Source organism: Streptomyces shenzhenensis (assembly GCF_021462265.1).
Lineage (GTDB): Bacteria > Actinomycetota > Actinomycetes > Streptomycetales > Streptomycetaceae > Streptomyces > Streptomyces shenzhenensis.
Genome location: NZ_JAJONF010000078.1, coordinates 1 through 25,637, shown reverse-complemented (window position 1 = coordinate 25,637; position 25,637 = coordinate 1). Strand labels below are relative to the sequence as shown.

19 protein-coding genes and 4 pseudogenes are annotated in these 25,637 nt (G+C 71.0%); 10 read left to right on the top strand and 13 right to left on the bottom strand.

The features are described from left to right. Positions 1–251 precede the first annotated feature (251 nt). The 6 genes and pseudogenes from LQ326_RS44880 to LQ326_RS44855 all read left to right on the top strand — a co-directional run bounded on the left by LQ326_RS44880 (position 252) and on the right by LQ326_RS44855 (position 6,666). Positions 252–1,649, top strand: coding sequence for an APC family permease (locus LQ326_RS44880; protein ID WP_234544901.1), 1,398 nt, complete (start codon positions 252–254; stop codon positions 1,647–1,649). 503 nt (positions 1,650–2,152) lie between these two features. Then, positions 2,153–3,832, top strand: coding sequence for a chloride channel protein (locus LQ326_RS44875; RefSeq protein ID WP_234544900.1), 1,680 nt, complete (start codon positions 2,153–2,155; stop codon positions 3,830–3,832). Positions 3,833–3,944: 112 nt separating this feature from the next. After that, the gene (locus LQ326_RS44870; RefSeq protein ID WP_234544898.1) at positions 3,945–4,190 is read left to right on the top strand and encodes a hypothetical protein; all 246 of its coding nucleotides are present in this window, start codon (positions 3,945–3,947) and stop codon (positions 4,188–4,190) included. 273 nt (positions 4,191–4,463) lie between these two features. After that, positions 4,464–4,898, top strand: a pseudogene (locus LQ326_RS44865) (DUF4396 domain-containing protein). A 137-nt stretch (positions 4,899–5,035) separates the two neighbouring features. Then, a complete protein-coding gene (locus tag LQ326_RS44860; RefSeq protein ID WP_234544896.1) occupies positions 5,036–5,818 on the top strand; it encodes a DUF4142 domain-containing protein in 783 nt (260 codons plus the stop codon). Positions 5,819–5,931: 113 nt separating this feature from the next. Beyond that, positions 5,932–6,666 (top strand): DUF4142 domain-containing protein, encoded by a 735-nt coding sequence (locus LQ326_RS44855; protein WP_234544895.1) that lies wholly within the window; start codon positions 5,932–5,934, stop codon positions 6,664–6,666. Positions 6,667–6,689: 23 nt separating this feature from the next. On the opposite strand, the gene LQ326_RS44850 is transcribed toward LQ326_RS44855, so the two are convergent. The 3 genes from LQ326_RS44850 to LQ326_RS44840 all read right to left on the bottom strand — a co-directional run bounded on the left by LQ326_RS44850 (position 6,690) and on the right by LQ326_RS44840 (position 9,253). Further along, positions 6,690–7,394 (bottom strand): hypothetical protein, encoded by a 705-nt coding sequence (locus LQ326_RS44850; protein WP_234544894.1) that lies wholly within the window; start codon positions 7,392–7,394, stop codon positions 6,690–6,692. 202 nt (positions 7,395–7,596) lie between these two features. Continuing rightward, the gene (locus LQ326_RS44845; RefSeq protein WP_234544893.1) at positions 7,597–8,130 is read right to left on the bottom strand and encodes a MarR family winged helix-turn-helix transcriptional regulator; all 534 of its coding nucleotides are present in this window, start codon (positions 8,128–8,130) and stop codon (positions 7,597–7,599) included. Positions 8,131–8,164: 34 nt separating this feature from the next. Then, entirely contained in the window at positions 8,165–9,253 is a 1,089-nt protein-coding gene (locus LQ326_RS44840) for a PP2C family protein-serine/threonine phosphatase (protein ID WP_234544892.1), read from the bottom strand. Between the two features lie 177 nt (positions 9,254–9,430). Between LQ326_RS44840 and LQ326_RS44835 the strand changes: the two genes are divergently transcribed. Both LQ326_RS44835 and LQ326_RS44830 read left to right on the top strand, forming a co-directional pair. Then, complete coding sequence (locus LQ326_RS44835) at positions 9,431–9,937, top strand: nitroreductase family deazaflavin-dependent oxidoreductase (RefSeq protein WP_234544891.1); 507 nt, start codon at positions 9,431–9,433, stop codon at positions 9,935–9,937. A 396-nt stretch (positions 9,938–10,333) separates the two neighbouring features. Then, a complete protein-coding gene (locus LQ326_RS44830; RefSeq protein ID WP_234544890.1) occupies positions 10,334–12,139 on the top strand; it encodes a copper resistance CopC/CopD family protein in 1,806 nt (601 codons plus the stop codon). A gap of 12 nt (positions 12,140–12,151) precedes the next feature. On the opposite strand, the pseudogene LQ326_RS44825 reads toward LQ326_RS44830, so the two are convergent. Then, positions 12,152–12,307 (bottom strand): annotated as a pseudogene (locus LQ326_RS44825) (flavodoxin family protein); the annotation flags it as partial. Between the two features lie 14 nt (positions 12,308–12,321). After that, entirely contained in the window at positions 12,322–12,936 is a 615-nt protein-coding gene (locus LQ326_RS44820) for a TerD family protein (protein ID WP_268208367.1), read from the bottom strand. A gap of 207 nt (positions 12,937–13,143) precedes the next feature. On the opposite strand from LQ326_RS44820, the gene LQ326_RS44815 reads away from it, so the two are divergent. Next, positions 13,144–13,617 (top strand): CBS domain-containing protein, encoded by a 474-nt coding sequence (locus tag LQ326_RS44815; protein ID WP_234544888.1) that lies wholly within the window; start codon positions 13,144–13,146, stop codon positions 13,615–13,617. Positions 13,618–13,639: 22 nt separating this feature from the next. On the opposite strand, the gene LQ326_RS44810 is transcribed toward LQ326_RS44815, so the two are convergent. The 7 genes and pseudogenes from LQ326_RS44810 to LQ326_RS44785 form a co-directional block, all read right to left on the bottom strand. Beyond that, a complete protein-coding gene (locus tag LQ326_RS44810) occupies positions 13,640–14,944 on the bottom strand; it encodes an ArsB/NhaD family transporter (protein WP_234544887.1) in 1,305 nt (434 codons plus the stop codon). A 170-nt stretch (positions 14,945–15,114) separates the two neighbouring features. Next, positions 15,115–15,633 (bottom strand): annotated as a pseudogene (locus LQ326_RS44805) (cation:proton antiporter domain-containing protein); the annotation flags it as partial. Positions 15,634–15,865: 232 nt separating this feature from the next. After that, positions 15,866–16,072: pseudogene (locus tag LQ326_RS44800) on the bottom strand (hypothetical protein); the annotation flags it as partial. Positions 16,073–16,110: 38 nt separating this feature from the next. Next, positions 16,111–16,242: a hypothetical protein gene (locus LQ326_RS48120; protein ID WP_268208364.1), complete on the bottom strand. Its 132-nt coding sequence runs from the start codon at positions 16,240–16,242 to the stop codon at positions 16,111–16,113. Further along, positions 16,239–21,152 (bottom strand): DNA repair ATPase, encoded by a 4,914-nt coding sequence (locus LQ326_RS44795; RefSeq protein ID WP_234544885.1) that lies wholly within the window; start codon positions 21,150–21,152, stop codon positions 16,239–16,241. Before LQ326_RS44795 ends, LQ326_RS48120 begins: the two co-directional genes overlap by 4 nt. Before the next feature lie 80 nt (positions 21,153–21,232). After that, a complete protein-coding gene (locus tag LQ326_RS44790; protein WP_234544884.1) occupies positions 21,233–23,266 on the bottom strand; it encodes a flotillin family protein in 2,034 nt (677 codons plus the stop codon). 80 nt (positions 23,267–23,346) lie between these two features. Beyond that, on the bottom strand, positions 23,347–23,769 hold the full coding sequence (locus tag LQ326_RS44785; protein WP_234544883.1) for a hypothetical protein: 423 nt from the start codon (positions 23,767–23,769) through the stop codon (positions 23,347–23,349). A gap of 239 nt (positions 23,770–24,008) precedes the next feature. On the opposite strand from LQ326_RS44785, the gene LQ326_RS44780 reads away from it, so the two are divergent. After that, positions 24,009–25,067, top strand: a complete 1,059-nt coding sequence (locus LQ326_RS44780; protein WP_234544882.1) for a PucR family transcriptional regulator — start codon at positions 24,009–24,011, stop codon at positions 25,065–25,067. A gap of 308 nt (positions 25,068–25,375) precedes the next feature. Here LQ326_RS44780 and LQ326_RS44775 read toward each other — a convergent pair. After that, on the bottom strand, positions 25,376–25,637 hold a 262-nt coding region (locus tag LQ326_RS44775; protein WP_234544881.1), incomplete at its 5' end, for a PIG-L deacetylase family protein.

Below are 25,637 nucleotides of genomic sequence, written 5' to 3'. Positions count from 1 at the left end.
CGCAGTGCCCTTGGCACGAGCCCGGCATTGACCCCCTCCCACTTTTGCACTATGCAAACCTACGATGTCAAGAAGGCCCGATGACGGCGTGTCCGGACGCGAAGGAGATCCTGATGGATCCTTAACACCTCACTGACGGCTTCTTGACGTAGCTTCGTAGCTGGTGTGCCGGGAAGACGGGTCGGCGAAGTATCCCCTGTGGTGAATCGCTCGTGCGGACATCCCGTACGGGCCCCGAGGAAGGTCTTCGCGTGACCCAGTCGAAGCCGGCCGCCGCTGCCGTCGCGACCGCACCCCCCGCCGCCGCCCGTGGCCCGCGGCGTTCCGTGCTCTTCTTCGCGTTCGCCTTCGCGGTGATCGCCGACCCGGTCTCCTCGGTCGCCTACGCGATCGAGGCCGCACTGCGCGCCCTGCACGGCGACCTCGCGCTGCTGCTGCCCACGATGAGCCTGGTCATCGCACTCGTCGTCCTCGTCACCGCGAACTACTGGCAGCTCGTCCGGCGTTTCCCCAAGGGCGGCGGCGCCGCGGCCGCGGCCGGGCGGGCCTTCGGGGCACGCTGGACGTTCCTGCCCATCGGCGCCCTGGTCGTCGACTTCGTGCTGACCATCGGGATCTCGATCGCGGCCGCGGCCAGCGCTGTGATCGCCCTGTTCCCGGGTCTGGCCCCTTACCGGATCCCGCTCGCACTGCTGCTGCTCGTGGTGGTGGCCGGGCTGACCTGGTTCGGACACGGCGGGCGTCTGCTGTTCGCGGTGATGACCGTCGCCTTCGTCGTGATCTCGGTCGGGGTGCTCGTGCTGGGCTTCACCGCACCGCACACCACCGGCCACGCCGCCGCGACGACGGATCCCGGCCGCTCCGGCGTGCTCGCCGTCGTCCTGGCCTTCCCGGTCGCCATGGCGCTGGCCACCGGCATCGAGGCGCCGTCCACCGCGATCGCCCAGCTCGGCCAGCTCGACGACACCCACCGCCGGCGCTTCGGCCGCGGCACGCTCGCGTTGCTGCTGGTCATCGTCGGCGGCCTCACCCTGGCCCTGACCGCACTGGCCGTCCGACTGCACATCGGCATCCCTGGCACGGACTCCACGCAGATCGCCGACATCGCGCACGCCGCCGCCGGACCCGGCTGGCTGTACGGCACCTTCCAGCTCACCAGCTCGCTGCTGCTGCTCGCCGCGGCCAGCTCCTCCTTCCAGGCCGGACCCGGCCTGCTCAAAGCACTGTCCGGCACCGCCGAGCGGCCCGGCGTGCTGCCGCCGGTCCTCGGCCGGACCAACCACCACCACACCCCGTACTGGTCCGTCGTCGTCTACCTCGCCGCCGCCGCGCTGATCATCCTGGCAGCCGCCGGCCAGGAGCAGGAGCTGGTCCTGTTCTACGCCGTCGCCGTGTTCGTGAGCTTCCTGGTCGGCCTGCTCGCCATGGCCCGCTTCGCCCACCGGGAGCGGAAGACGGCCCTGGCCTGGCTGAACGGACTCGCCGCCGTAGCGGTCGCTTTCACCCTCGCGGTGAACCTGTTGCGCGGCTGGCCCATGCTGTCCCTGGCCGCGTCCCTGCTCATCGCGGCCGGCCTCTACGTCCGATGGACGCGAGCCGGCCGCCCGACCGGCATCGAGGACATCGAAGCGCGCGCCGAAGCGGACTGACACCCCGCGCAGGCAAACCGGCCGCTCAGATCAGCCGCCGCCGTCGCGGACGACCAGGACCGGACAGTCGGCATGCCCCGCACCCAGTGCTGACCGACTGAACCCGGGAGCATCCTGGCGAAGGCGCCATGCCCGTGACTGCTGACGACAAGCAGGCCAGCGGTCCGGACCGGTCAGCACGACTGCCGGATCCCCTGCTCGACCTGAGATCCACCTCCGCGGTTCGCTCATTTCCCCAGGCCGAGCTGGCGCGAGCATGGTCGCGCACCACGTGACCCTTCGCCCCAGCCGGACGGACAACCAGACCAGGTCCCCAGCGGAGGCAGGCAGCCCCCTGTGACGTACCCCCTTGACTTGTTTTGCATAATGCAAAGGTGAGGGAGGTCGACGCGATGGCCGCCATACCGGCAGCAAGGGACAGGAACCAGGTGACCAGCACGACGGAGAGGGGTTTCACACTCAGACCAGCACAAGCGGAGCTGCGCACCGCCCCATGGGGCCTGATGGCCCTGGCTGTCATGGTCGGTGCCGGAGCCGGGGCCGGCTCGGTCGTCTTCCGCTGGTGCATCAAGACCTTCACTCACTTCTTCTCCGGCCACGCCGACTACTCGGCTTCCCCCGGCGCGAGCAATCCGCACGCGCCCTGGGTGGGCCCGTACTTCGTGCTGCTCGCCCCGGTCGTCGGCGGGCTGCTCTACGGGCCGTTGGTGAATCGGTTCGCCAAGGAAGCGCGCGGACACGGGGTGCCAGAGGTGATGCTGGCCGTCGCCCAGCGCGGCGGGCGGATCAGCCCGAAGGTCGCCGTGGTCAAGACGCTCGCCTCCGCCCTGTGCATCGGCTCGGGTGGTTCGGTCGGCCGCGAGGGCCCGATCGTGCAGATCGGCTCGGCACTGGGCTCCACCCTCGGCCGCCTGGCGAAGGTGACCGAGGGCCGGATGAAACTGCTGGTCGCCTGCGGCGCCGCGGGCGGCATCGCGGCCACCTTCAACGCACCGCTGGCCGGGGTGTTCTTCGCCATGGAGCTGATCCTGGGCACCTTCAGCGCGGAAGCCTTCGGCGCCGCCGTGCTGGCCAGCGTCACCGCGAGCGTCATCGGACGCGCCGCCTTCGGCAACACCGCCTTCCTGCGGCTTCCCGACTTCAGGGTGGACCACCTGACCCAGTACGGCCTGTTCGCCACGCTCGGCGTCGGAGCCGCGGTGGCCGGTGTGGGATTCTCCCGGTTCCTGTACCTGGTCGAGGACGCCTGCGACTGGCTGTGGCGCGGCCCCGAGTGGCTGCGGCCGACGGTCGGCGGACTGGCACTTGGACTGGTGCTCCTGCTCCTGCCGGAAATGTACGGCGTCGGCTACCCGGTTCTGCAGAAGGCGACCGAGGGCGGCTACGCGATCGGCTTCCTGCTGCTGTTGCTCGTGGGCAAGATGCTGGCGACCAGCCTGACCATCGGCATCGGCGGCTCCGGCGGCGTCTTCGCGCCCAGCCTGTTCATCGGGGCGATGCTCGGCTCCGCCTACGGCATCGCCGTCCACCATCTGCTGCCCGGATCGGCCGGCGCGGTCGGCGCCTACTCGCTGGTCGGCATGGGAGCGGTGTTCGCCGGCGCCGCACGGGCACCGATCACCGCCGTGGTGATCCTCTTCGAGCTCACCGGCGAATACTCGATCATCCTGCCCTTGATGCTGGCGATCGTCCTGGCCACCGCCACAGGCCACCTGCTGACCCACGACACGGTCTACACCCTCAAGCTGCGACGGCGAGGCATCGACCTGGAAGGACCCGCGCCCGGTGCGCGGATCGGCACCCAGCGAGTGGATGCCGTGATGGACCCCCTGCCCTCCCCGCTGTCCGCGTCGACGACGCTCGCGGACTCCGCCGATCTGCTCGGCCTCTCGGGCCACGGGGCGCTCCCGGTCGTCGACGGCGCAGGAGCCTATGTCGGCGTCGTCACCGCCCAGGCGGTGGCCGAGGCACTCGCCGAACAGCCGGACAACGCACCGACACGCGTCGGACAGCTCGCCGAGGCGCCCCTTCCCGTGATGGCCGACCAGTCGCTCGCCCAGGCCCTGCACACCCTGCTGTCGGCCGCGGGGACCGGTGTACCGGTCCTCGACTCCGAGCAGGGAAAACCGGTGGGCTGGCTCAGCCACCAAAGCGCGCTGCGCGCCGTGCACACGGTGGCCTGAACCGGCGACCACAGGCGGTCCGGTCGGTTCCGGCGCCCGCGGGCTCTTATTTTGCATTGTGCAAAAATGGGTACAGGGGCCTCGAAGGTTGACATCACTCCAGGGAGGTGCCATGCACAGCGAGCACACCCGGCGCTCCTACTCGTTTGTCTGCCTCGACTGCGGACACGGCTGGGAAGCCACGTACGACATCGACGTGACCATGGACGGCCAGGGGCGGATCATCGCCACGTACCATCTCGACGGCAAGGCCGTCCCGTCGCCGTTGCAGTCGCCCCGCTGCCCGGCCTGCGAGCGCGGCAAGATACGCATCATGCGGCCGGGACGGGTGGCGACGGCACACCTGTACGAGACGTGACCGCGGTGGAGCCGCATCACCAACCGCCCGGCTGGCTGGAGGCACTGGGCTGGGCCGACCTGGTGCTCGCCGCGGTGAGCGCGCTCTCGATCGCGGTCGACATGGCGCTCCGCGGATACCGGCAGCGTATGTGGATCATGCACCTGGTCTATCCGATCACGGCCCTGCACTGGGGTCCGGCAGCCCTGTGGTTCTACGTCCGCCACGGTCGGCGCCTCCCTTCCCGTCATCGAGCGCGAGGGCGAGCCGGATCCGGAGAAGTCGCCACGGTGGGTGTCCTCCGCCAAGGCCATCAGCCACTGCGGGGCAGGGTGCGTCCTCGGCGACACCGTCGGCGAGTGGCTGGTACTGGCGACCGGCATGACCGTCGCCGGCAAGCCGTTGTACGCCGACTTCCTGATGAACTTCACCCTCGCCTGACTGCTCGGTATCGGTTTCCAGTACTTCACCATCGCCCCCATGCGCGACGTCGGTGTCGCCCAGGGACTGTGGGCCGCCGTCAAGGCCGACACGCTCTCCATCGCGTCGTTCCAGATCGGCCTGTTCGCGGGCATGTGGGTCCACCAGGAGGCGCTCTTCGCGCCCGGACTGGCGAAGACCACGGCCTCGTACTGGCTGCTGATGCAGCTCGCCATGATCGTCGGCTTCTTCACGGCCTGGCCCGTCAACGGCTGGCTCGTACGCGCCGGCTGGAAGGAGCGGATGTGACCGTGCCCGCCCGAGCCGGACCCAACCCGGCACCCACACCTAGATGGCATCATGCAATCTTTACCTAGCGCAAAGGTCTTCTTTCCCTGTCGCCTCCGTACATCCGGACAGCCAGGCGTTCCGCACCAGGAGGCACCATGCCCATCTCGCGCAACACGATCGGATCCCTCGCCGTCGGCGGGGCGCTCGCCGCCACCCTCACCGCCCTCGTCTATCCGAGCATGCTGGGCATCCAGACCACCTCCTCGAACGCGTCCCGGATCCTCGCGAACACCCAGTGGGGGCCGCTCACCGAGTCCGACCGCAACTTCGTCGTCTTCGTACGCTCCGCCGGACTCTGGGAGGGGCCTTCGGGGGACCTGGCCATGAAGAAGGGGACGACCGCGGCGGTGCGTGAGGCCGGTCGGCACCTGGTCATCGGGCATGCTGCGCTCGACGCCAGCTGCCGGAAATTCGCCCCCATGTTGAACATCACCATCCCCAACCAACCGACGCCACAGCAGGCGGGCTTTCTTGCGACGTTCCAGTCGGACAGCGGCAAGCAGTTCGACACCGACTTCGCCAACATCCTGCGCGTCACCCACGGCTCGATCTTCAACACGATCGCCAAGGTCCGCTCCACGACCGAGAACACCCTCGTGCGCGCGCTGGCGGACCAGGCCAACGACGTGGTCCTGGACCACATCACGCAGATGGAGAAGACCGGGCTGGTCAACTACGACCAGGTCAACTTCCAGATAACGACCCCGCCGAAGCTTCCGTCCGCCCAGGTGACGCCCCCGGTGCCGCAGGCGGGCGCACCCCAGGTCGTCCTCACGGTGCCCCCCGGCCTGTCGACCGAGGGAGTGCCGACGGGTCCGGCCGTCACCTCGGAGGGCTCCTCGGGGACGTCCCCGACCCCATCGCCGACCGCGGGATGACGCGGCCCATCGACCGGCGCGTGGCAGCGTGCAAGTTTTACCTAGCGCAATGATCGGTCAACGTGAATCCCGCGTACTTCTTGACGAACCCTTTGCTCGCGTCAGGAGGCACCATGACCATGGCCCGCAACACGATCGGCACTCTCGTCGTCGGCGGGGCACTCACCGCCACTCTCGCCGCCCTTGTCTACCCCGGCATGCTCGGCGTGCAGACCACGTCCTCCGATCCGTCCCGGATCATCGCCAACACCCAGTGGGGACCGCTGACCGAGGGAGACCGCGACTTCGTCGTCAAGGTCCGGTCGGCAGGGCTGTGGGAGTACCCACTGGGAGAACTCGCGCTGCAGAAGGGCTCGACGGCGGAGATGAAGGAAGCCGGCAAGCATCTGATCGTGGGGCACGCCGGGCTGGACGAGCTGTGCCGCAAGATCGCGCCCATGCTGAACATCACGCTGCCCAACCAGGCGACCCCGCAACAGCAGCAGTTCGTCGCGACCTCGGCGGCGCAGTCCGGCCTGCAGTTCGACGCCACCGCGGCGAACATCATGCGCGTCACCCACGGCCAGATCTTCCCGACCATCGCCAAGATCCGCGCCAGCACCACCAACACCCTGGTGCGTCAGCTCGCCGACCTGGCCAACGACACCGTCCTGGACCACATCACGGTCCTGGAGAAGACCGGCGTGGTCAACTTCGACCAGGTCAACTTCCAGCAGACCACCCCGCCCAAGCTCCCCAAGGACCAGCTCACCCCGCCCGCCGCACAGCCCGGTGCTCCCGTCGTCGTCCTCACCCCGCGCCCCGACCTGGGCATCAAGACCGCCGCCCCCACTCCCGCAGCCGGGTGACCAACGGCGGACCGAAGAGGCCCTCAGTGCTTCGCGTCGGCAGGGCGGGAAAGCCGGTAGGAGCGGACGACGGCGATCAGGCTCGCGACGGCGAGAGCGGACACCCACAGTGTCACGCCACGCAGGGGCTGCAGTCCGCCCGATCCCGCCTCCACTCCGCGCGGGGGCACCCGCCCCTCGGGGTCGTACACGAGCGCGATCGCGTCCCCGGGGCGGGTCGTCCCTCCGCAGCCGCGCCAGATCCGGACCTTGAGCGGGACACCGTCGGCATCCCGCACCGAGCACAGGTACCGGCCCCTCCCGCGGTCCGTGGCCCATCGGTCCTCGACCGAGGTCACGGTCACGGACTGCACCCGTCCGCGCTCCGCCAGCACCACACCGGCCGCAGCCTGCGGAGCGTGCAGCGCGAGGCAGACACCGAGCAGCACCACGATGCCGACCAGCGCACGCCCGGCCCCGACGAAGACGAGATACAGCGCGAGTGCCGCCACGCACGCCAGGCCCCCCTCGCCATCGGCGAGCGAGGGGCGGCCCGTCCAGGCGCCGTAGAGCGTCGTGCCGATGACGGCCCCGGCGGTGAGGAGCCCTGCGAGGAGTCCCTCCGCGACCAGCCACCACGGCGGAAGCCCGACGAACTCTGCGGGCCCCCAGACCGTGGCGCGCAGATGCGTCAGGAGGTGGGAGTCGGTGGACGGCGAGGCCCGACGCTTCCGGCGCACGAGTGCCATCCCCAGCGTCCTTCCTCAGACTTCCGGCGCCCGTGCTGTGCGGCCGTGCTGTCGCGACCGGACGTGCGCGCACGGCACGTGCCCGAAGCGGGTTGCGTGGCCGGTGTTCACAATTCCCTTGCATTATGCAAGGGAAAACGGATCCGGAAAAGTCGCGTCCGAAAACGGGGCCTGCCCGGCCGCGCACTGCGGTCCGTGAGCGTCACATGTCATGGACCATCGCCTCGTCCACGGCCCAGCCGAGCGGATGCGGATGGTCGGTGGCCAGGGTCGCCGGCGGCTCGCCGCCGGCCCGGTTGAAGGCACCCAACGCCTCGATCAGCGCGAGCCGCTGCGTGGGCCCGAGCCGCGCGACGATCCCCGCGATCTCGGAGCGGCGGCGGGCGGTGACGTGCTCGACGGTGCGCCGGCCCTCGTCGGTGAGCTGCAGCAGGGTCTCGCGGCGGTTGTCCGGGTTGGTCTGGCGGTCGGCGAGCCCGGCCGCGATGAGCCGGTCGACCATGCGCATCGCGGTGGACGGCGCCACCTGGAGCAGGTCGGCGAGTACCACCAGCTTGGTGGCGCCCCGGGTGGCGAGCACGACCAGCATCCGGAACTGCGGAAGGGTCACCCGCTCCTCGACCTCGGCCAGGGAACGGGCGGAGACCGCCACCAGCAGGCGGGAGGCGGTCAGCACCGCCCTGGTGACCGCGTCGACATCGTCCATGGCCCCCGCTGGGGTCTCGCGCTCCGGCATAGGTCCTTTTTACCGTGCCGGAGTCGGCGCCCCCTCACGCGATGGGAACAGATTTTCCTTCCCCATGACCGTGGTACCGCAGAAGCAGCATCGCGGCGTCGTCGTGGAGCGGCCCGTCGGCATGTCTGACCAGGTCTTCCCGCAGCACTTCCAGGGCCTGGTCCGCCTCGGGCTCCTTGAGCAGGCCCGCCCGGTCACCGAGGGGATAGAAGGAGCCGTGGGCGTCCCGGGTCTCGGTGACACCGTCGGTGTACAGGAGGAGCTGGTCGCCGGGCGCGAAGGCCACCCGATAGGGCTCGGGCCCCTCCGCCCCGTGGGCGCCCAGCCCGAGGGGAAGCGCGTACGCGGGTGGCTCTGGGAAGTCGACGGTGCCGTCCTGCCGTACGACCATCGGCGCCGGATGGCCGAAGTTGAGGAACACGACCTCGTGACCGGAGCCGATCTCCGCGAGCACCGCCGTGACGAACTTCTCGCCCTCCAGCTCCCGGGCCACGCTGCGCTCAAGCCGCTCCCCCAGCCCCACCAGATCGGGTTCGTCGTGGGCCGCCTCCCGGAAGGCACCGAGCACCACGGCCGCCGTCTCCACCGCGGCCAGCCCCTTGCCCTGCACGTCCCCCACGATCACCCGGATCCCGTGCGGCGAGGCGACCACTTCGTACAGGTCTCCGCCGATCCGCGCCTCCGCGACCGCCGAGGTGTACGACACCGCCGCCTGCAGCGGCCCCGCGGTCCTGGGCACCGGCCGCAGCAGCACCCGCTGCGCCACCTCCGCGATCGACCGCACACTGGCCAGCTCCGCCTCCCGGCGCGAGCGGGCCACCGCGGCCGCGACACCCACCCCGGTGACCCCCGCCACCGACGCCATCGCCGTGAACCCCCGTCGCTCCTCGAACAGCCCGTCGTACATCCCCAGCCCCACGCACACCAGCAGCGCCACCGCTCCGATCAGCGCCGTACGCCGCCACCCTCCCACCAGCCCGGAGAACGCCGGCCCCAGCGAGACCAGCGGCAGGAACCCCACACCGGGCCCGGACACCAGGTCCGCCCCGGCCACGACAACCATCACTGCCACCGGCATCCAGGACAGCACGACGGACCCGGACGTCGGCTTGTGTTCGGTCATGACGCCCTCCAGCGGTGCCGCGGTCTCAGGAGCCACCTTTCCATCTCTGGCACAGACACCTCCCCGTTTTTAGACTATGCAAGAGTTTGCGCGTCGAAGCGGGCCCGGCTCCCGGCCCTTTACCCAGGAGAGGCCGAGAGCCACCGTGGCCGAGGCACCCGATCCCGGAAGGCGACCATGCCCGACAGACAGACCCCACCGGACCGGCCCACACTCCCCGTCGGCTGGCGGCGTCTGGCCGCACGCCTGCCGATACTCCTCTTCCGCTGCGGGCTGGGCCGGGCCTTCGGCAAACGACTGCTCCTGCTGCACCACACGGGGCGCGTGACCGGACTCCAGCGCCGAGCCGTTCTGGAAGTGGTGGAGCACGACCGGGCCGGCGGCAGCTGGACCGTCGCGTCCGGCTTCGGGCCGAGGGCGGCCTGGTACCGCAATCTGCGTGCGGATCCGAAGACGCTGATCGAGGTGGGCAGCCGCCGGCACGCCGTCACGGCCTGCTTCCTCCCGCCGGACGAAGGCGCCGAGATCATGGCCCGCTACGCACGTCACCACCCCCGGACTGCCCGTCGACTCTGTGCCTTCATGGGATTCGCACCGGACGGCACCGATGCGGGGTACCGGGAGGCAGGAAGGGCCGTACCCTTCGTCCTCCTGGAGACCGCCCCCGGTTTTCGCCCGAGGTGACCCGTACGTCCGCCGCGACCTGCGGCAGGAAACTTCCCGAAAGTACTGGCATCAAATTTTGCGTCATGCAAATATTGCACCCGGGGGCCGAGTCGGCGGTCGGGTCGCCCGGCGCCCGCGCAGGAGTGACCGGCACGGATAACGGGCTCGGGCGGCGCGCCGGCCGCCGACGGGCCCCACAGGCCCGTCCTCGGCTTTCCCTGACGGCCCGCCCGACCAGGCACCACACAGCAGTCCGAGGACGTCCTGCCGAACGGGGTACCGGCCTCCACCGGCCCACCGACGGGTTCCGCGTACGCCGGCACGCCCTCCCCGACGCCCCGTACCGAGTGATGAGCACGACTCGGGTCACGTCCGTACGTGTTGCTGGACCGAGCGGCATACCGGAGAACCCGCGTGGCACGACGAGAGGTGAACGACATCAGGTGCAAGGTCTGTTCGCTGATCGCTGTGGTCGCCCTGCTCGTGGGCGCCCTACTGAGCGGAGCGGTGCCCGCGTCGGCGCACGCGACACTGACCGGCAGCGACCCACGCGACGGCGGTGTACTGAAGACCGCGCCGAGACAGGTCACGGCGACGTTCGACGAATCGGTCGTCCTGGTCGAGGACTCGCTGCGGGTGGTCGACCCGGACGGCCGTCCGGTGACCGCGGGACGTCCCCACCACACGGGCGGCAAGGGCAACACCGATCAGGTGAACCTGACGGACGGCCTGGGGCAGGGCACCTACACCGTGTCCTGGCGGGTGGTGTCGGCGGACAGCCACGCCGTATCGGGCGCGTTCACGTTCTCCGTCGGAAAACCCTCGGCGACCCGCGTCACGACCGCCGCCGCTCCGGCCGTCGACCCCACGGTCAACGCGCTGTACGGCATCGGCCGCTACGTCGCCTATGGCGGTCTGGCGCTGCTGATCGGCGTCGTCGTGTTCGTCCTGGCCTGCTGGCGGTCCGCCACGGCGGTACGGCTGGTGCGCCGGCCGTTCACGATCGGCTGGTGGGCGCTGCTGGGGTCCACGGTCGCGCTGATGCTGCTGCGTGGCCCCTACGACAGCGGTAACGGACCGGCCGGGATAGCCGACCTGGACTCGCTGCGCCAAGCGATGGGCACCCGGCCGGAGATCGCCCTGCTGGTCCGGCTGGTCCTGCTCCTGATGGTGGCCGTGCTCGTGCGACGCCGGCTGACGGAGCCGAAGCACACAGCGCGCGTCGTCGCGGTGAGCGGTGTGCTCGTGCTGGGTCTGACCGCGACCTGGGTGACGGCCGAGCACGCGGCCGCCGGAATCCAGGTGCCCGTGACCATGGCCTCCACCGCGCTGCACCTGCTGGCCATGGCGGTCTGGCTGGGCGGCCTGACCGCGCTGCTGGTCACGCTCCACCGCGCCCCCGCAGAGGATCCGCTGCCGCCCGCCGCCGTCGCCCGGTTCTCCCGCATCGCGCTCGCCTCGGTGGCCGTGCTGACCGCCACCGGTGTCTACCAGTCCTGGCGAGGACTCGGCTCCTGGGAGGCGTTCACCACCCCCTACGGCAGGATCCTCGCGTTCAAGATCTGGGCCGTCCTGCTGATGCTGTTCGCCGCGTCGTACTCCCGCCGCTGGACGGCCCGGCTGCTGTCCGCGCCGGAGGAGGAACGGGTCCTGGTCACCGCGGGACGCGGCCGATCCGCTCCCCCGGCCGAGGCGTGCGATGCGGCGGGGCCCGCTGCCCCGGCGCCCCGCCGCGGCCTGCGCCGGTCCGTGCTGGCAGAGGTGTCGATCGGTGTGGCGGTCCTCGTGCTCACGACCCTGCTGACCGGCACCCAGACGGGCCGGGCCGACGCCGAGACGGCCGCCACCGCGACCAGGGTGCCGGGTCAGCCCGACATCTCCCTGACCCTGATCCCGTACGACACGGGTACCAACACCCTTGTCGGGCGCGGCAAGGTCCAGGTCAGCCTCTCGCCGGGCCGGACCGGCCGGAACGTCGTCGAGGCCCTGGTCTACGGCGCCGACGACAGCCCCGTCACCATCCCCGGACTCCGCCTGACCTTCACCGACACCGACCGCGCGATCGGCCCGCTGGACGCGGGCCTCGTCGACGAACACGGCTACTGGGGCAGCGACACCCTCAACCTCCCGGTCGCCGGGACCTGGACCATGAAGGCGACCGTCCGCGTGTCCGACATCGACCAGGTCACCGTGGAGAAGGCTGTGACGATCCGGCAGTGAGCACCCCGCCTGACGGTGTTCAGGGTTCTCGTGGTCGCGGCGGCAGCCGGCGTCCCGGGCGGTGCGCTGGTCGCCGTAGGCGGGGATGCCGCCCAGGTCCTTCAGCGCCCGGGCCAGGTGGAGCAGGTTCCAGGTCATGAAGGTGGTGTTGCGGTTGGTGAAGTCGTTCCTGATCGGTGCGGTCAGTCCGTTCCGGCTGGGCAGTCCTCGTGGGTGTGGCCGCTGCGAGGCCGGGGCACGCTGCCCATCTCCAGGGTGAAGGGCACCGGGTCGCTGTCGGATCCCCGGATCATCTCGTGCATCTCCCACTCCCCCGAGCCGTTTCTGACGAACTCGGCCACGGTGGTGGCGGTGGAGTCGGCGACCTGCGTGAAGTCGTCGGCCAGCAGTTCGGCGTAGCGCTGGACGACCAGCACCCCGGCGTTGTGGATGTCGCCGAAGGTCCGGCGTCCGCCGTCCTGGTGGATGACCACCCCCACCACGACCCGCCCGTAGGCGGCCGCGAGGCGGTCGAACTCCAGCACCATCACCTCGACGTAGCCGAAGCCCTGGCCGGTCTGGCTGTGCCTGGTCATGTTGATCGTGCCGTCGGGTGACCGGCTGTCGTAGTGGACGATGTACTCCGGCCGCCCGTGGGGATCGTCCGCGGAGTAGGTCGCGGCGACGATGTCGAGATGCCGGGGCGGCTCACCGTAAGGACTCGGGTCCCATTTCAGCCGTACCTCGACCTTGCCGAGTCCCTCGCCGACGCTGCTCACCGGTTGTCGCCTCCCCGTACCGGACCGCTGAGGAGCCAGTCGGCCCCCCACCCGTGAAGTATGGCCTGTGACCAGCGAATTGATGCTCCCTTGATGCCCTTCTCAAGGAGCGGTGCGGAGTGACGGGACGGGGGTCACCCGTAACGGTGTTCAGGTTGCGTATGTTTCTGCCCGATGACCTGGCGCGCAGAGCGCCCCGGGTACGAACCTGGAAGCGAAGACGTTGCGGGAAGACGGGAGCCGGCCGTGCGCGCACGTGATCTGGCGGTGGAGTACCAGTCGGTCAGCGTCGACAGCGACGCGCTGGAGGCTGCACGGCTGATGGCCGAGCGCAAGCTGCCTGCGCTGCTCGTGGTGGACGAGCGCGGGGAGCCGAAGGCGATCCTGCCTGCCTCCCAGATGGTCAAGGTGCTGGTCCCGGAGTACGTCGTCGAGGACCCTGCGCTCGCGGCGGTGGTCGACGAGCAGCACGCCGACCGGCTCTGCCAGGCGCTGGCCGGCCGCCGAGTCGGTGACTGCCTGTCGAGTACGGCACCCGCGCCGCCGATCGCCGACCCGGACGACACCGCGCTGGAGGTCGCCGCGCTGATGGCTCGGGTGCGCAGCCCCCTGGTCGCCGTCGCCACGAAGGACAAGGCCGGCACTCATCTGCTCGGGGTCGTCACCGCCTCGCACCTGCTGCACCAGCTGCTGGGCGCGGCGGGTACGCCGACCGCCTGAGCCGGCCGCGACGGCGGCCGGCTCAGGCCAGGGCGAAGTACCGCAGCCACAGGTACAGGCCGCTGAATGCCACGGTGACGGCCGTGACGACGAGGCCGTACTTGGTGAACTGCCAGAAGGAGATGGGCTGGCGGTTGCGTTCGGCGATGCCGAGGACGACGACGTTGGCGCTGGCGCCGATCGCGGTGGCGTTGCCGCCCAGGTCGGCGCCCAGGGCGAGCGCCCACCACAGCACGTGGTGACCGCCGGCCGCGCCGCCCATGTCCTTGACCAGGTCGGCGGTGATCGGCGCCATGGTGGCCACGTAGGGGATGTTGTCGACGACTCCGGACAGCACCGCCGAGCCGCCCAGCAGGGTGAGCGTGGCGCCGAGTTCCCGGCCGCCGGTGGCGACCGCCAGGGCACGGGACAGGTCCCCGATGACACCGGTCTCGATCAGGGCGCCGACCATCACGAACAGGCCGGCGAAGAAGGCGAGGGTGGGCCACTCCACCTCGCCCAGGACATCCCGGGTCTCCACCTTCGACACGGCGACCAGCAGACCCGCGCCGAGCAGGGCGACCACGCTCGGCTCGTAGTGCAGCACCGGGTGCAGGACGAAGCCGGCGACGACGAGCGCCAGGACGACCAGCCCCTGCCACAGCAGGCGCGGGTCGCGGATGGCCTCGCGTTCCGTCAGTGTCATGACCTGCGCGGCGCGCTCCTCGTCGTAGACGAACGCCTTGCGGAACATCACCCGGCACAGCGCCAGCAGCATCACCGTCAGGACGGCGGCGATCGGGGCGAGGTGCACCAGGAAGTCGTTGAACGTCAGTCCGGCCCTGCTGGCGATGATGATGTTGGGCGGGTCGCCGACCAGGGTCGCGGTGCCGCCGATGTTCGAGGCGAACACCTCGGCGATCAGGAACGGCGCGGAGGGGAGAGCGAGGCGCTCGCACACCAACAGGGTGACCGGGGCGACCAGCAGCACGGTGGTGACATTGTCGAGGAGCGCGGACGCCGTCGCCGTGATGAGTACCAGCATCGCCATCACCCGGAAGGGTCTGCCCCGGGCCCGCTTGACCGACCAGATCGCCAGGTACTCGAACACGCCGCTCTGCCGTAGCACGCCGACGATCGCCATCATCCCGAGCAGCAGGAAGATCACGTTCCAGTCGATGCCGGTGTGCTCCGAGTAGAACGCCGCCTTGTCGTCGGTGGCGCTGATCACGAGCATCAGACCGGCTCCGCCGAGGGCCGCGGCCGTCCGGTGCACCCGTTCGCTGATGATCAGCACGTACGCGCCCACGAACACGGCCACGGCCGCCCAGCTCTGCCAATCGCTCATACGGCGGTCTTTCTCTCCATTTCGGCCGGCGGGTCTGCGTGGTCGGGCTCGTCGTCGGGGATGCCCACCAGGTCCTCGACATCGAACATGCGGGCGATGGGTACGTCGGTGCTGGAGTGCGCCACGATCGAGAAGGCGATGCACACCGCGATCAGCGTGACCGGCGGCGGTGGGCCGGCTGCGGCGATCAGGAGCAGCACGACGGGCAGCGCGAGGCCGTCGTTGACCCCGCTCTCGACGTTGAGGAGCTCGCGCAGCCTGGCCGGGACCTCCTTGCGGCCCACAATCGCCGAGGCGAACACCGGGTCGGTCGGGGCCAGGACCGCGCCCACCAGGAAGGAGGTCGTCCAGTCCAGGCCCACCAGCCAGTGGGTCACCAGTGCCATGAAGACGAGCGCCAGCGGCATCCCCAGGGCCAGTGCGCGTGCCGGGCCCAGCCAGTTGGCCCGCAGCTTGGCGAAGGAGACGTGCTGGCCGTCGGTGAACAGCACCGCGAACAGCGCCAGATCGGCGGTGACCGACACGATCCCGCTGTCCGGCGTGATGTGGATCAGCCCGAGGAAACCGTCGCTGACCAGCGCGCCACCGACGAGGAAGAGCAGCGAGGTGGACAGCACGGTGCGGGCGGCGAGCCCGGAGAGCAGTACCGCGATCAGCAGCGCCACCCCGAAGACAGCGACGAGTACCACCGGTCACACCCCCATCGGAAGAGAGAACACCTCTGCTCGCCGACCAGGCTTCCCGGCACACCGATGGAAACCTTACCTGTTCTTGATGCGTCTTTGACAGAACGCTTACGTGCACCGTCGCGGACGCCAGGTTGCCGGTGCCCGGCAAACGAGCCTCGCGCGGGGCTGAGTGGCGGCCGTCGACGATGGGTGGGCGGCCGCATCCGCTGCCACCGGAATGGTGAGCCCACCGCCGGGGGTCCTCGGCCAGCGCGTGAGCCTGATCCGCCTCCTGCCGCAGCCGCCGACGGTCCAGGACCACGGCGGCCTGGGCGGCGAAGGCGGCCAGCACCCAGCCGGTGAGGGCGAGGGTCGTGTGGTCACCGGCCGGCACGTCCACGCCCGCGTCCTCGGGACTCCGGCACGGGCGCGGGCGCGGGCCCACGCTGCCCGCATCCGTCGTCGCCGCCGGAGATCAGACGCATCGGCGTTTGCAGATCAGTCTTGCTCATGCGGGAACCCGCTCCGCTGGGTCCGCGCCATCCGGCGCCGGTCCCGACGTACCAGTGCGCTCGTGCAGGCCGCCACGATCAGTACGGCGGCGGCGACGGGGATCAGGAAGGACGTCATGGCCTCTCCTTCCGCACGGCCATGTCCCGGGTGCCAGGGGCGGCGGCCCGGTCGATCGCCGTCTCCACGGCCGCGATCCGGTCGGCGAGCAGCGCGAGGGCGGAGACCGCGCGGGTGAACGGGTCGCTCTCCGGGCCGCCGAGGGACTGGGTACGGACGTACGCGGTTTTCACCTCGTTCCACCGCACGGCCTGCTCGGCGGTCAGCGTGCCGCGCAGCTCGGCCAGTTTCAGCATGTTGGCCTCGGCACCGGAGGTGAGGGTGCGGGCGTCGGCGGTGTAGTGGTCGTGGAGGACGGCGGCGAGTTCGGCGCGGTCCATGACCGGCTGGATGCGCTGGGCGATCCTGTTCATGGTGCGGTAGGAGCCCTGGAGCCGGAAGGGCGGTTCGGTACGGGTGGCGTCGGGCTGGGCGGCCGAGGCGATGTAGGCGGCGTTGACCGCGAGCACCGTTTCTCTCGCGGTCAGCAGATGGCGCAGCACCGCCAGGATCCGCTCCAGCTCGGCAGGCGGGTACGGGTACAGGAGGCGGTCCGCGCGGGCCGTGGGGTCGCCCTCCGCCATGCGGACCAGCAGGTCGAGGTCGGCCCGGTCGCGACCGGCGAGCGGGGCGAGGTCCGGGTTGGCGGTCAGGGCGTTCTCGACAAAGCTGAGCGCGAAGGCGTCCTCCCTGCCCGTCAGGACGTCGCCGAGGTTCCACACGTCGGCGCGGTTGGCGAGCATGTCGGGGACCTGGAAGCGGCCACCGGACCCGGTGTAGGGGTTTCCGGCCATGCAGACGGCGAAGCGCTTGCCTCTGAGGTCGTAGGTGTGCGGCTCCCCGTCCCGTGCGCCCTCGATGCGGCGGGTGGCGTCGCACAGCGGGATGAACCTCTGCAGCAGTTCGGGCGAGGTGTGCTGGATGTCGTCCAGGTACAGAAGGGTGTTGTTGCCGGCCTCCAGCGCGAAGTTGATCTTCTCGACCTCCCGGCGGGCCGTGCCGTTCGGAGCCTCGGCGGGGTCGAGTGAGATGACCGCGGGCCCGAGCGCCGGGCCGTCGACCTTGACCAGAAGCAGGCCGAGGCGGTCGGCGACGTACTCGACGAGGGTCGTCTTGCCGTAGCCGGGCGGGGAGACGAGCAGCAGGAGACCGCCGGTGTCGGTGCGCTTCGTCCCACCGGTGGTGCCGAGCTGTCCGGCGAGGCTGTCCCCGATCAACGGCAGGTAGACCTCGTCGATGAGCCGGTTGCGGACGAACGTCGGCAGCACCCGCGGCCGGTGCTCGTCCAACCGGATCCGCGTGCGCTCGGCGGCCACCAGCGCCGTGCGGCGCCGCTGGTAGGCGCGGTGCGCAGGGGCCTCGTAGGTACGGAACTCGCGGGTGCGGGCGAGGAGTTCGTCGATCCGGACCGTGAGCGTACGGCGGCTGATGCGCGGGTGGGTGCCCAGCAGCCCTTCGACGGTCTCGGTCAGCGATGTGTCGGAGTCGTACCGGGGTAGATCCGGACAGAGCTCGACCGCCACCGCCTCCGCCAGGTCGCCGGGGTCGATGTCCACCCCGCTTGCCGTGGTGTACGACGTCAGCCACGCCTCGACAAGTTGCCGGCGGTCGGCCAGGGCACCGAGGGTGGCGAGGTCGTCGTCGTACGCCGAAGTGCCCACGGTGTGGCGGAACTTGTCGAGCAGCGTGCGGGCACCGGCACTGATGACGAACCCGGCGGGGCCGGTGGTGAGTTCCTCGAAGAGGTAGCGGGCGGCAACGGTCGCGGTCGGGCCGCCGATCGCCGCCGTCAGTTCCCCTTCCAGGTCGGCGATGGCCGGGGCGAGGCCGAAGGTGTCGCGTGCGCGGGCCAGGGAGCAGGCCCGGCGGGTCCAGGCCGTGCGCTCGTGGGCGGTGGTTCCGTGCGCCCAGAACAGCTGGGCGGCGGCGCGGGCGGCGGGCTGGTGGCGGAGCGGGCCCGCGCCGTCGTGCAAGCGCAGCAGTGCCGTGAGGATCAATACGGCGTCGTGGTCGTGGACGCCTCGCTCGTACCCCTCGTCGTAGGCCGCCTCCGCCGCCTGCCGGACCAGATCGGGCAGGTCGGCCTCCGCGAGCGCGACCGGGCCGTGCTCGTCCAGGAGCCGGGAGGCGAGGTGTTCGGCGCGGTAGACCTCCGGGGACTCCGAGGGCAGCGGGCGGTCCCAGTAGGGGCGGGTGGCCGCGAAGTCCGGATCGGTGACCGGGGCGCGGTAGTCGGTGCCGGTGACGGCGAAGGCGAGGCCGTCGCCGTGCGGGACCAGGGTGAGTTCCAGGGGCTGGGTGTTCACGGCGAAGCGGTGGGTGCCGAGGCGGAGCGTACGGCCGTCGTCGGCGTACAGGTCGCCGCGGTCGCGCAGGGCACGCAGGGCCTCCTGGCGGGCTGCCCTGAGACGGCCGTCGAGTTCCTCCGCCCGTACCTGGTCGCCGAGTTCGCGCAGTTCGCCGATGGTGCGGCGGATCTTGGCGGGCAGCGGGTCGGAGGTGAAGTACGTGGTGACGGCGTCCGTGTCCGCGAGGGTCGCGGCGCGCCGGGTCACCGTGCCGAGGACGCGGACGGCGGAGTCGGCGAGGCGTTCGGCGCGGCGGGCGCGGGCGTCGGCGAGGCTCTGCTTGCGGGCGGCGAACGCCTCGTGGACCTCGTCGCGCTTGCCGGCGAGCGTGCCGAGGAAGTCGTCGAAGTCGGCGAACCGCGACTCCAGGTCCTCGATGTGCACGAGAACCCGGGCGAGTTGCCCGTCGCACGTCTCGGGGCTGCCGGCGGCAGCGAGCGCGCCGGTGACGGTCTGGCCGAGCAGGGCGGACTCGGCGGCGAACGCGGCGCGCCCCTCGCGGTCGAGGAGGTCGCGGCGGCGGCCGTCGAGGGTGGCGCGGGCGCGGTTGAGACCGCCGAGGACTTCGGAGATCCGCTCCAGGACGCTGGTACGCACAGTGGGGTCACCGCCGTCGAACCCGGCCACGACCTCGGTCACCGTCCGCAGCCCGTCGGCGAGTTCGTCGAGGCGTGCGGAGACCGGCGCGGCCTCGGCGACCGTGACGATCGCCCCGGCGTCGGCGGTGAGCCGCTCGACGTCCGCCCGGTGCTCGGCGAAGGCGTCCTCGCGGGCGAGGTGGGTGACGGCCCGCCGGCCGAAGGCGGCGAGGTCGGCCTCGGCGGTGGTCGCCAGCTCGTCGATGCGGGCGGTGTCCACGTATCGCATGTCCCTGAGGGTGAGCAGGTGTCCCTGGGCATGGCGGAGTTCGGTCAGGCCGGCGACCCAGGCGGCGGCGCCTCTCGGTGCCTCGCCGCGCAGACGGCGTACGACCGCGGCGATCCGCGCCTCGGCTTCGGTGAGCGCGACGGCGGCCTGCCGGGTGAGTGCCTGGACGGTCGCGAACTCGGTCAGCACCTGTTCTGCCGTGGCGCGGACCTGTGTGAGCGACTCGTTCAGGTCGCCGAGTTCCGGGTCGCCCAGCCAGTGGTGGACGTCGGCCGCGCGAACACACGCGGCGGCCAGTGCTTCATACACCTCACTCGTCGGTGTCGTCTCTGCGACGGAGCGGGTGATGGACAGGCAGTCGGAGATGCCGCGCACCAGATCGGCGTTGCCGACCCGGGCGAGCGGACCGGTGCCGAGTGGCTGCGCGGCCGCGTGGGTGTCGGAGACGTACGGGGAGCTCCACAGCTGGAGCGGGTGCACCCGCCGGGCGTCGCCGTCGGCGTGCAGGACCGTCAGCGTGCCGTCCTCGAACAGGGCCCAGCCGTGGCCGGACAGCGGGGCGGCGACCTCCTTGCGGATCATGTTGTATGACAGCAGCAGGCTGCGGCCCGTGACCCGCGAGTGGAAGGCGTACAGCACGTCCTCGCCGTTCGGCGAGCGCACCTCGCGCTCGAACTCCAGGCCGGTGATGTCGAGGTCGTACGTCCGGTGGGTGCCGAGGGCCAGGCAGTAGCCTCCGGGGAAGACGACGCCCTGGTCCTCGGGCAGGCGGCGGCAGGCCGGGCCGATGCCGTCCAGGCGGACGACGTTCCTGGTCAGCGTGTTGAAGACCAGGTGCCGGTCGGAGTCCTCCTTGTAGGGGCGGATCCGCAGCAGGACCAGCGAGCCCACGCGGGCGTAGGCGATGTCCGCGTCGGCGAGGGACTGCAGCGGCTCGTCGACCGGCTCGGAGTGGATACCCTCGTCCGTCTCGGTGTCGTTCTCGACCTTGACGGTCAGCGTCCCGCCGAGCGTGTCGACGAAGACCTCGCCTTCGACGGAGACGTGCGGGTGGCGGCCCAGGACGTGGTCCTCGCGGGTCGTCGCGGTCCACTCGACGTCGTGGGAAGGCAGCAGGACGTGGTCGCGGTCGCCGCGCGCGTCCATGAACGACGCCCCGCCGTCTTCGGTGAGTGCCCAGCGCAGGACGCGGGTGTCGCCGGCCTGGTCACCGGTCTGGAAGACGGCGAGCAGCTTGCCGTCCACCCGGTGGAGCCGGAGCAGCCGGGCCTGGCGGTAGTAGCGGTGGAGGTCGGCCATCTCGCGGACGAACGCCGGGTCGTCGAGCAGGCCGGGGACGGCGTCGTCGGGCAGCCGGTTCAGGTGCCGGTCGTAGAGCGCGAAGACGTCGCCGACCGCGTTCCCGGGTGCGGGGTTGTGGCCGAGGAGGAGGATGTCGCCGACAGCGACGAGGTCGCGGGGCAGGCTGGTGTGCTCGGTGCGCAGCCGTCCGGTGCCGGCCAGGTCGAGGCGCGTCGAGCCGAACTCCTCGGTGCGGCGGGCGTTCAGGGCCTCTGCGCGGCGGGCGAGTTCGGCGGCCTGGGCGGTGAGCCGGGCACGCAGCACCTCGTAGGCGCCGGCGTCCGGCGTGCCGACGCCCGGAACTCCGTAGACGCCGGCGTCCGGCTTGTCAGTGCCCTGTGCCTCGTACGTCCCGGTGTCCTGGCCGGTGCTCATGGATCCCTCTCAACAGATCGAAGGAGATATATGGTCCGGAGCCGCCGTCCCCTGTGCGGCGGCTCCGGACCACGAACCGGTCAGCCCCTGGCGCTGCCGTTGAGGGCGGCGAGCGAGGTGTCGGCGAGCCCCAGCTCGCCCGCCCTGTCCAGCAGTTGCTGGAGCTGCCCGGGGTTCGCGGCGCCCGACGTCATGAGCCTCGTCAGCAGCGCGGACACGGTCAGGTCCCGGATGCCGGCCGCCGAGACGGATCCGAGGGCGCGGCCGAGGTCGTCGGGAAAGCTGGCGGTACCGTCGAGCCAGGGCCCGGCGAGCGCGTGGGCGGTGTCGGAGTTCTGGACGAACCCGTCGACGCTCTTGCCGAGCGAGATCGCGGAGACGAGCCGGTCGAAGAAGACGGACTCCCCACCGACGATGTCGATGTCGGCGTTCTCCAGGCCGGTGGCGAGCACCGTGGCCTGTGCTTCGGCGATCTGCCGTTGCGCGTCCAGCCCGGCGAGCCGGATGTCCTTCTCGGCCGCCAGCCGCAGCCGGTACTCCTCGTGGCCGCGGGAGGCGTCGTCCAGGGCGGCCATCGCCGCCGCCTTCTCGGTGAGGCCGGCGGCCTCCGCCTTGAGCTTCTCGCCGATGCCTTCGGCCTCCGCGAGCGCCTTGGCCCGGGTGCCCTCGGCCTCGGCGCGCAGCCGTGCCTCGGACGCGGCGGCCTCCGCCCGCCCGGCCTTCTCGACGACCTCGGCCTCCTTGTCGCGGACCTGCACGGTGGCCAGTCCCTCGGCGGCGGCCTCGGCCCGCACGCCCTCGGCGAGCCGCAGCTTGGCCTGGGCGTCCAGGTCTGCGGTCTTCAACCGGGCCTCGGCGAGGGTGATCTCCTGCGCGGCACGGTGCACGGCGGCCTGCTCGGCGGCCTCCGCGGCCTTGATGTCCTTGACCAGCTTCTCCTGCGCCTCCGCCTCGGCGGCGATGACGACCGCCTGCCGCCCCCGCTCGGCCTCCTCCACGGCCCGCAGCTTCTTGATGGCCTCCTCCTGCTCGGCGACCGTGCGGTCCACCGCAACCCGCTCCCGGACGACCTCGGCGATCTCGCGCTTCTCCGCCTCGACCTCCTTGTCGGCGGCGATCCGGGTCAGCTGCGTCTCCCGCTCCCGGGCGATGACCTCAAGGAGGCGGTCCTTCTCGACCCGCTCGCCCTCAACGGCGATGACCCGCTCGCGGTTCTTCGCGGCGACGGCGATCTCCCGGGCCTGGTTCTCGCGCTGCACGCCGAGCAGTTCCTCGGTCTTCAGGAACGCCCCCTGCGCCCGCAGCCGCTCCTCCTCCATCACCCGGGCGGTCTCGGCCTCCTCGCGCGCCCGCACCGTCTCGATCTCGCGCTTCTGCTTGATCTCCGCGTCCGTCTGCCGGCGCTCCAACTCCAGGATGGCCTCGCGGGCGTCGACGTTCTGCCGGGTGATCTCCTTCTCCTCGGTGCGCTGGGCCTCGTTGGTGCGCACGTGCTCCACGGCCGTCAGCTCGGTGATCTTCCGGATGCCCTGGGCGTCGAGGACGTTCGCCGGGTCGAGCTGGGACAGCGGCGTCTGCTCCAGGTAGTCGATCGCCGCGTCCTCCAGGTGGTAGCCGTTGAGGTCCACGCCGATCAACTCGATGATCTTGTAGCGGAGTTCCTCGCGCTTGGTGTAGAGGTCGGTGAAGTCCAACTGCTTGCCGACGGTCTTCAGCGCCTCGGAGAACTTCGCGTGGAACAGTTCCTGGAGCGTCTTCTGGTCGCTGGCTCTCGCGGTGCCCACGGCCTGGGCGACCTTGACGACGTCCTGAGCGGTCTTGTTGACCTTCACGAAGAACGAGATCCGGATATCGGCACGGATGTTGTCCCGGCAGATGAGCCCGTCCCGGCCGGCCCGGGTGATCTCGATGGTCTTCACCGAGATGTCCATCATCTCGGCCTTGTGCAGCACCGGCAGCACGACCTGCCCGGTGAACGTCACGTCGACCCTGCGCAGCTTGGAGACGATCAGCGCCTTGCCCTGCTCCACCTTGCGGAACAGCAGGGAGACGACGGCGACGGCGAGCAGGCAGACGGCGATGAGCACGCCGATGCCCATGGTCATGGGAGTCATGGCATACGTCCTTGAGGCGTAAGGGAGTTCGAGCGTTCCGGCGCGAAGAGGCAGGAGAAGGGAACCGGGCGGGGCGTGGCTCAGGCGGCGCGGTCCCACTGCGCACGCGGGATCGCCAGAGGTTCGTCCGGGTCGTCCGGTTCATCCGGGAAGAGCCGATGCAACGGCCGCACGAGCAGGCGGGTGGCGGGCCAGGCGAGGAGCAGCGCTCCCGCGGGGGCGACCAGACGCAGCGGCCCGGCGACGGGCCCCGGGGGCCCGATCGCGCTGAGCACCACCACGGCCGAGACACTCAGGATCCAGGCGAGCACCGTCAGCAGCGAGAGAGCGACCGCCACGGGCACCCCGCCCATGGGCCACGCCCGCCGGTCCACGTCCGCGTCGAAGCTGCCGGCATCGGTCAGATGCGCCAGAGTCAGGAGCCAGAAGCACACCACCGCCACCAGGGCCGTGGTGGGCAGGATGGTGGGAAGACCGGTGGCGGCCACCAGAAACGTCCGCATGCCCCGCCCCCTCTCGGCCCGCGCCGCTCGTGTCCGTGGGGGCACGGATCAGATCCGGGTTCCGGTGCGGGCACCTGCCGGTGTCCGGCACCGGAACCGTCCGCGGTGCTCCCCGCGAGCCATGCTCCACGACCGGAGCCGCCCCGCGCATTGCCGGTGTCCGGCAGTGTTCATTAGGGTCTGCATGCCGGTGACCGCTAAGAAACCGTCAGCGGCGCATTAAGATTTCGGGGGACGAAGTGACGGACCGGCAGATACCTGAGCAGTACCTCGACGGCTACGACCGCATACTTGCCGAGGTCTCCGCCACCGGCCGGCGCCTCACCCGGGACGAGATCGCCTCCCGGCGCACCCTGGGCGAACAGGCCGCCGAGGCCGGCCACGGACTGCGCGCCCTGGTCAGCGCGCACCTCACGGCCGCCCGCAGGGCCTGGCCCACCGCCACCGGCTCCGCAGAGGAGGCGCTCGCCGCTGTCCAACAGGTCGTCGACGCCTTCGCCGAGGGCTTCGAGCGCGCCCAACTGCTCGCGGTACGCCAGGAGGAAGCCGCCCGCCGGGAGTTCATCGACGACCTCCTGTACGGCCGCAGCAACCTGGGCCGCCTCTCCGAACGCGCCGAACGCTTCGGCCTGCGCCTGTCCCACGCCCACGCGGTCGCCGTCGCACAGGGCACCACCGCCTACGGCGAGGGCGACCCGGTGCCGCGGCGGGTGGAGCAGGCCGTCATCGCCCGCTTCGGTGACCGCAGCGTCCTGCTCACCACCAAGGACGGCCGACTGCTGTGCATCGCGCCCGGCCACCAGGCCGATGTCCTCACCCACTTCGCCAAGCAGGCGCACGCCGCCACCGACGGCGGCCGGGTCGCCATCGGCCGCCCCCAGCCCGGCCCCGGCGGGGTCGTCCAGTCGTACGAGGAGGCACTCAACGCGCTCGAAATGGCCGAGCGCCTCGACCTCGACGAGCCGGTCCTGCGCGCCGCCGACCTTCTGGTCTACCCCGTCCTCACCCGCGACCGGCAGGCGATGGCAGACCTCGTCCAGGGCACCCTGGGCCCGCTCGTCACAGCCCGCGGCGGCGCCGAGCCCCTCCTCGACACCCTCACCGCCTACTTCGACTCCGGCTGCGTGGCCACCGAGGCGGCCCGGCGCATTTCCCTGAGCGTGCGCGCCCTGACGTACCGCCTGGATCGCATCCACAAGCTCACCGGGGCGAACCCCGCGGACCCGACCCACCGGTACACGCTCCAGACGGCGGTCATCGGTGCACGGCTGCTGGACTGGCCGGCCACCGACCTGTGACCTCGACTCGACCTGCCTGCGAAGCCCGCAGGCTGAGAGATCGGAGCTCTGGTACGGTCGGTACACCCCGGCCGGCGCTCGCAGAATCATTCCCGGTGTCACGGCTATTGGCGTGAGCAGGTGCCACGGCACCCTCTCCCCTGCGGCCCCCGGTAGGCGGGGACTCCTCGCCGACCGGGCGGCAGCATCCGATCCCCGCCCCTCCTTCGGATCAACGGCCTCCCGCACACCCTCGTCGGCGAAGGCTGCGCCAACCAGCATCACTCCGCAACATTCCCGTGGTGGGCCAAGGACCAGCACGGAGACATTCACGGGCAAGGACGCACGGCGTGTTTGCGTCGCACGGCGACGAGGATGAGCCGCGGCGCACCCGGGGGATCGTTCATATGTACGCTCCCGCTGACCTGCAAAGTCAGTTCCAGGCGCTCGACACCCAGCTCCCTTGCCGCGCAGGCGAGTTCGTCCGCCCGCACGGTGTGCAGGTCGCCGGGCCGGTGCAGCGTGGACGACTCGCCATGGGTGAAGCAGAGCACCGCCGTGGGCACACCGGAGTCGGCCAGCAGGGCGAGG

Coding starts and splice junctions, on each gene's coding strand:
- LQ326_RS44795 (WP_234544885.1), bottom strand. CDS start 21,152: ATGAGCACCGGCCAGGACACCGGGACGTACGAGGCACAGGGCACTGAC.
- LQ326_RS44875 (WP_234544900.1), top strand. CDS start 2,153: ATGGCCCTGGCTGTCATGGTCGGTGCCGGAGCCGGGGCCGGCTCGGTC.
- LQ326_RS44860 (WP_234544896.1), top strand. CDS start 5,036: ATGCCCATCTCGCGCAACACGATCGGATCCCTCGCCGTCGGCGGGGCG.
- LQ326_RS44845 (WP_234544893.1), bottom strand. CDS start 8,130: ATGCCGGAGCGCGAGACCCCAGCGGGGGCCATGGACGATGTCGACGCG.
- LQ326_RS48120 (WP_268208364.1), bottom strand. CDS start 16,242: ATGACGTCCTTCCTGATCCCCGTCGCCGCCGCCGTACTGATCGTGGCG.
- LQ326_RS44840 (WP_234544892.1), bottom strand. CDS start 9,253: ATGACCGAACACAAGCCGACGTCCGGGTCCGTCGTGCTGTCCTGGATG.
- LQ326_RS44785 (WP_234544883.1), bottom strand. CDS start 23,769: ATGCGGACGTTTCTGGTGGCCGCCACCGGTCTTCCCACCATCCTGCCC.
- LQ326_RS44850 (WP_234544894.1), bottom strand. CDS start 7,394: ATGGCACTCGTGCGCCGGAAGCGTCGGGCCTCGCCGTCCACCGACTCC.
- LQ326_RS44790 (WP_234544884.1), bottom strand. CDS start 23,266: ATGACTCCCATGACCATGGGCATCGGCGTGCTCATCGCCGTCTGCCTG.
- LQ326_RS44855 (WP_234544895.1), top strand. CDS start 5,932: ATGACCATGGCCCGCAACACGATCGGCACTCTCGTCGTCGGCGGGGCA.
- LQ326_RS44835 (WP_234544891.1), top strand. CDS start 9,431: ATGCCCGACAGACAGACCCCACCGGACCGGCCCACACTCCCCGTCGGC.
- LQ326_RS44870 (WP_234544898.1), top strand. CDS start 3,945: ATGCACAGCGAGCACACCCGGCGCTCCTACTCGTTTGTCTGCCTCGAC.
- LQ326_RS44810 (WP_234544887.1), bottom strand. CDS start 14,944: ATGAGCGATTGGCAGAGCTGGGCGGCCGTGGCCGTGTTCGTGGGCGCG.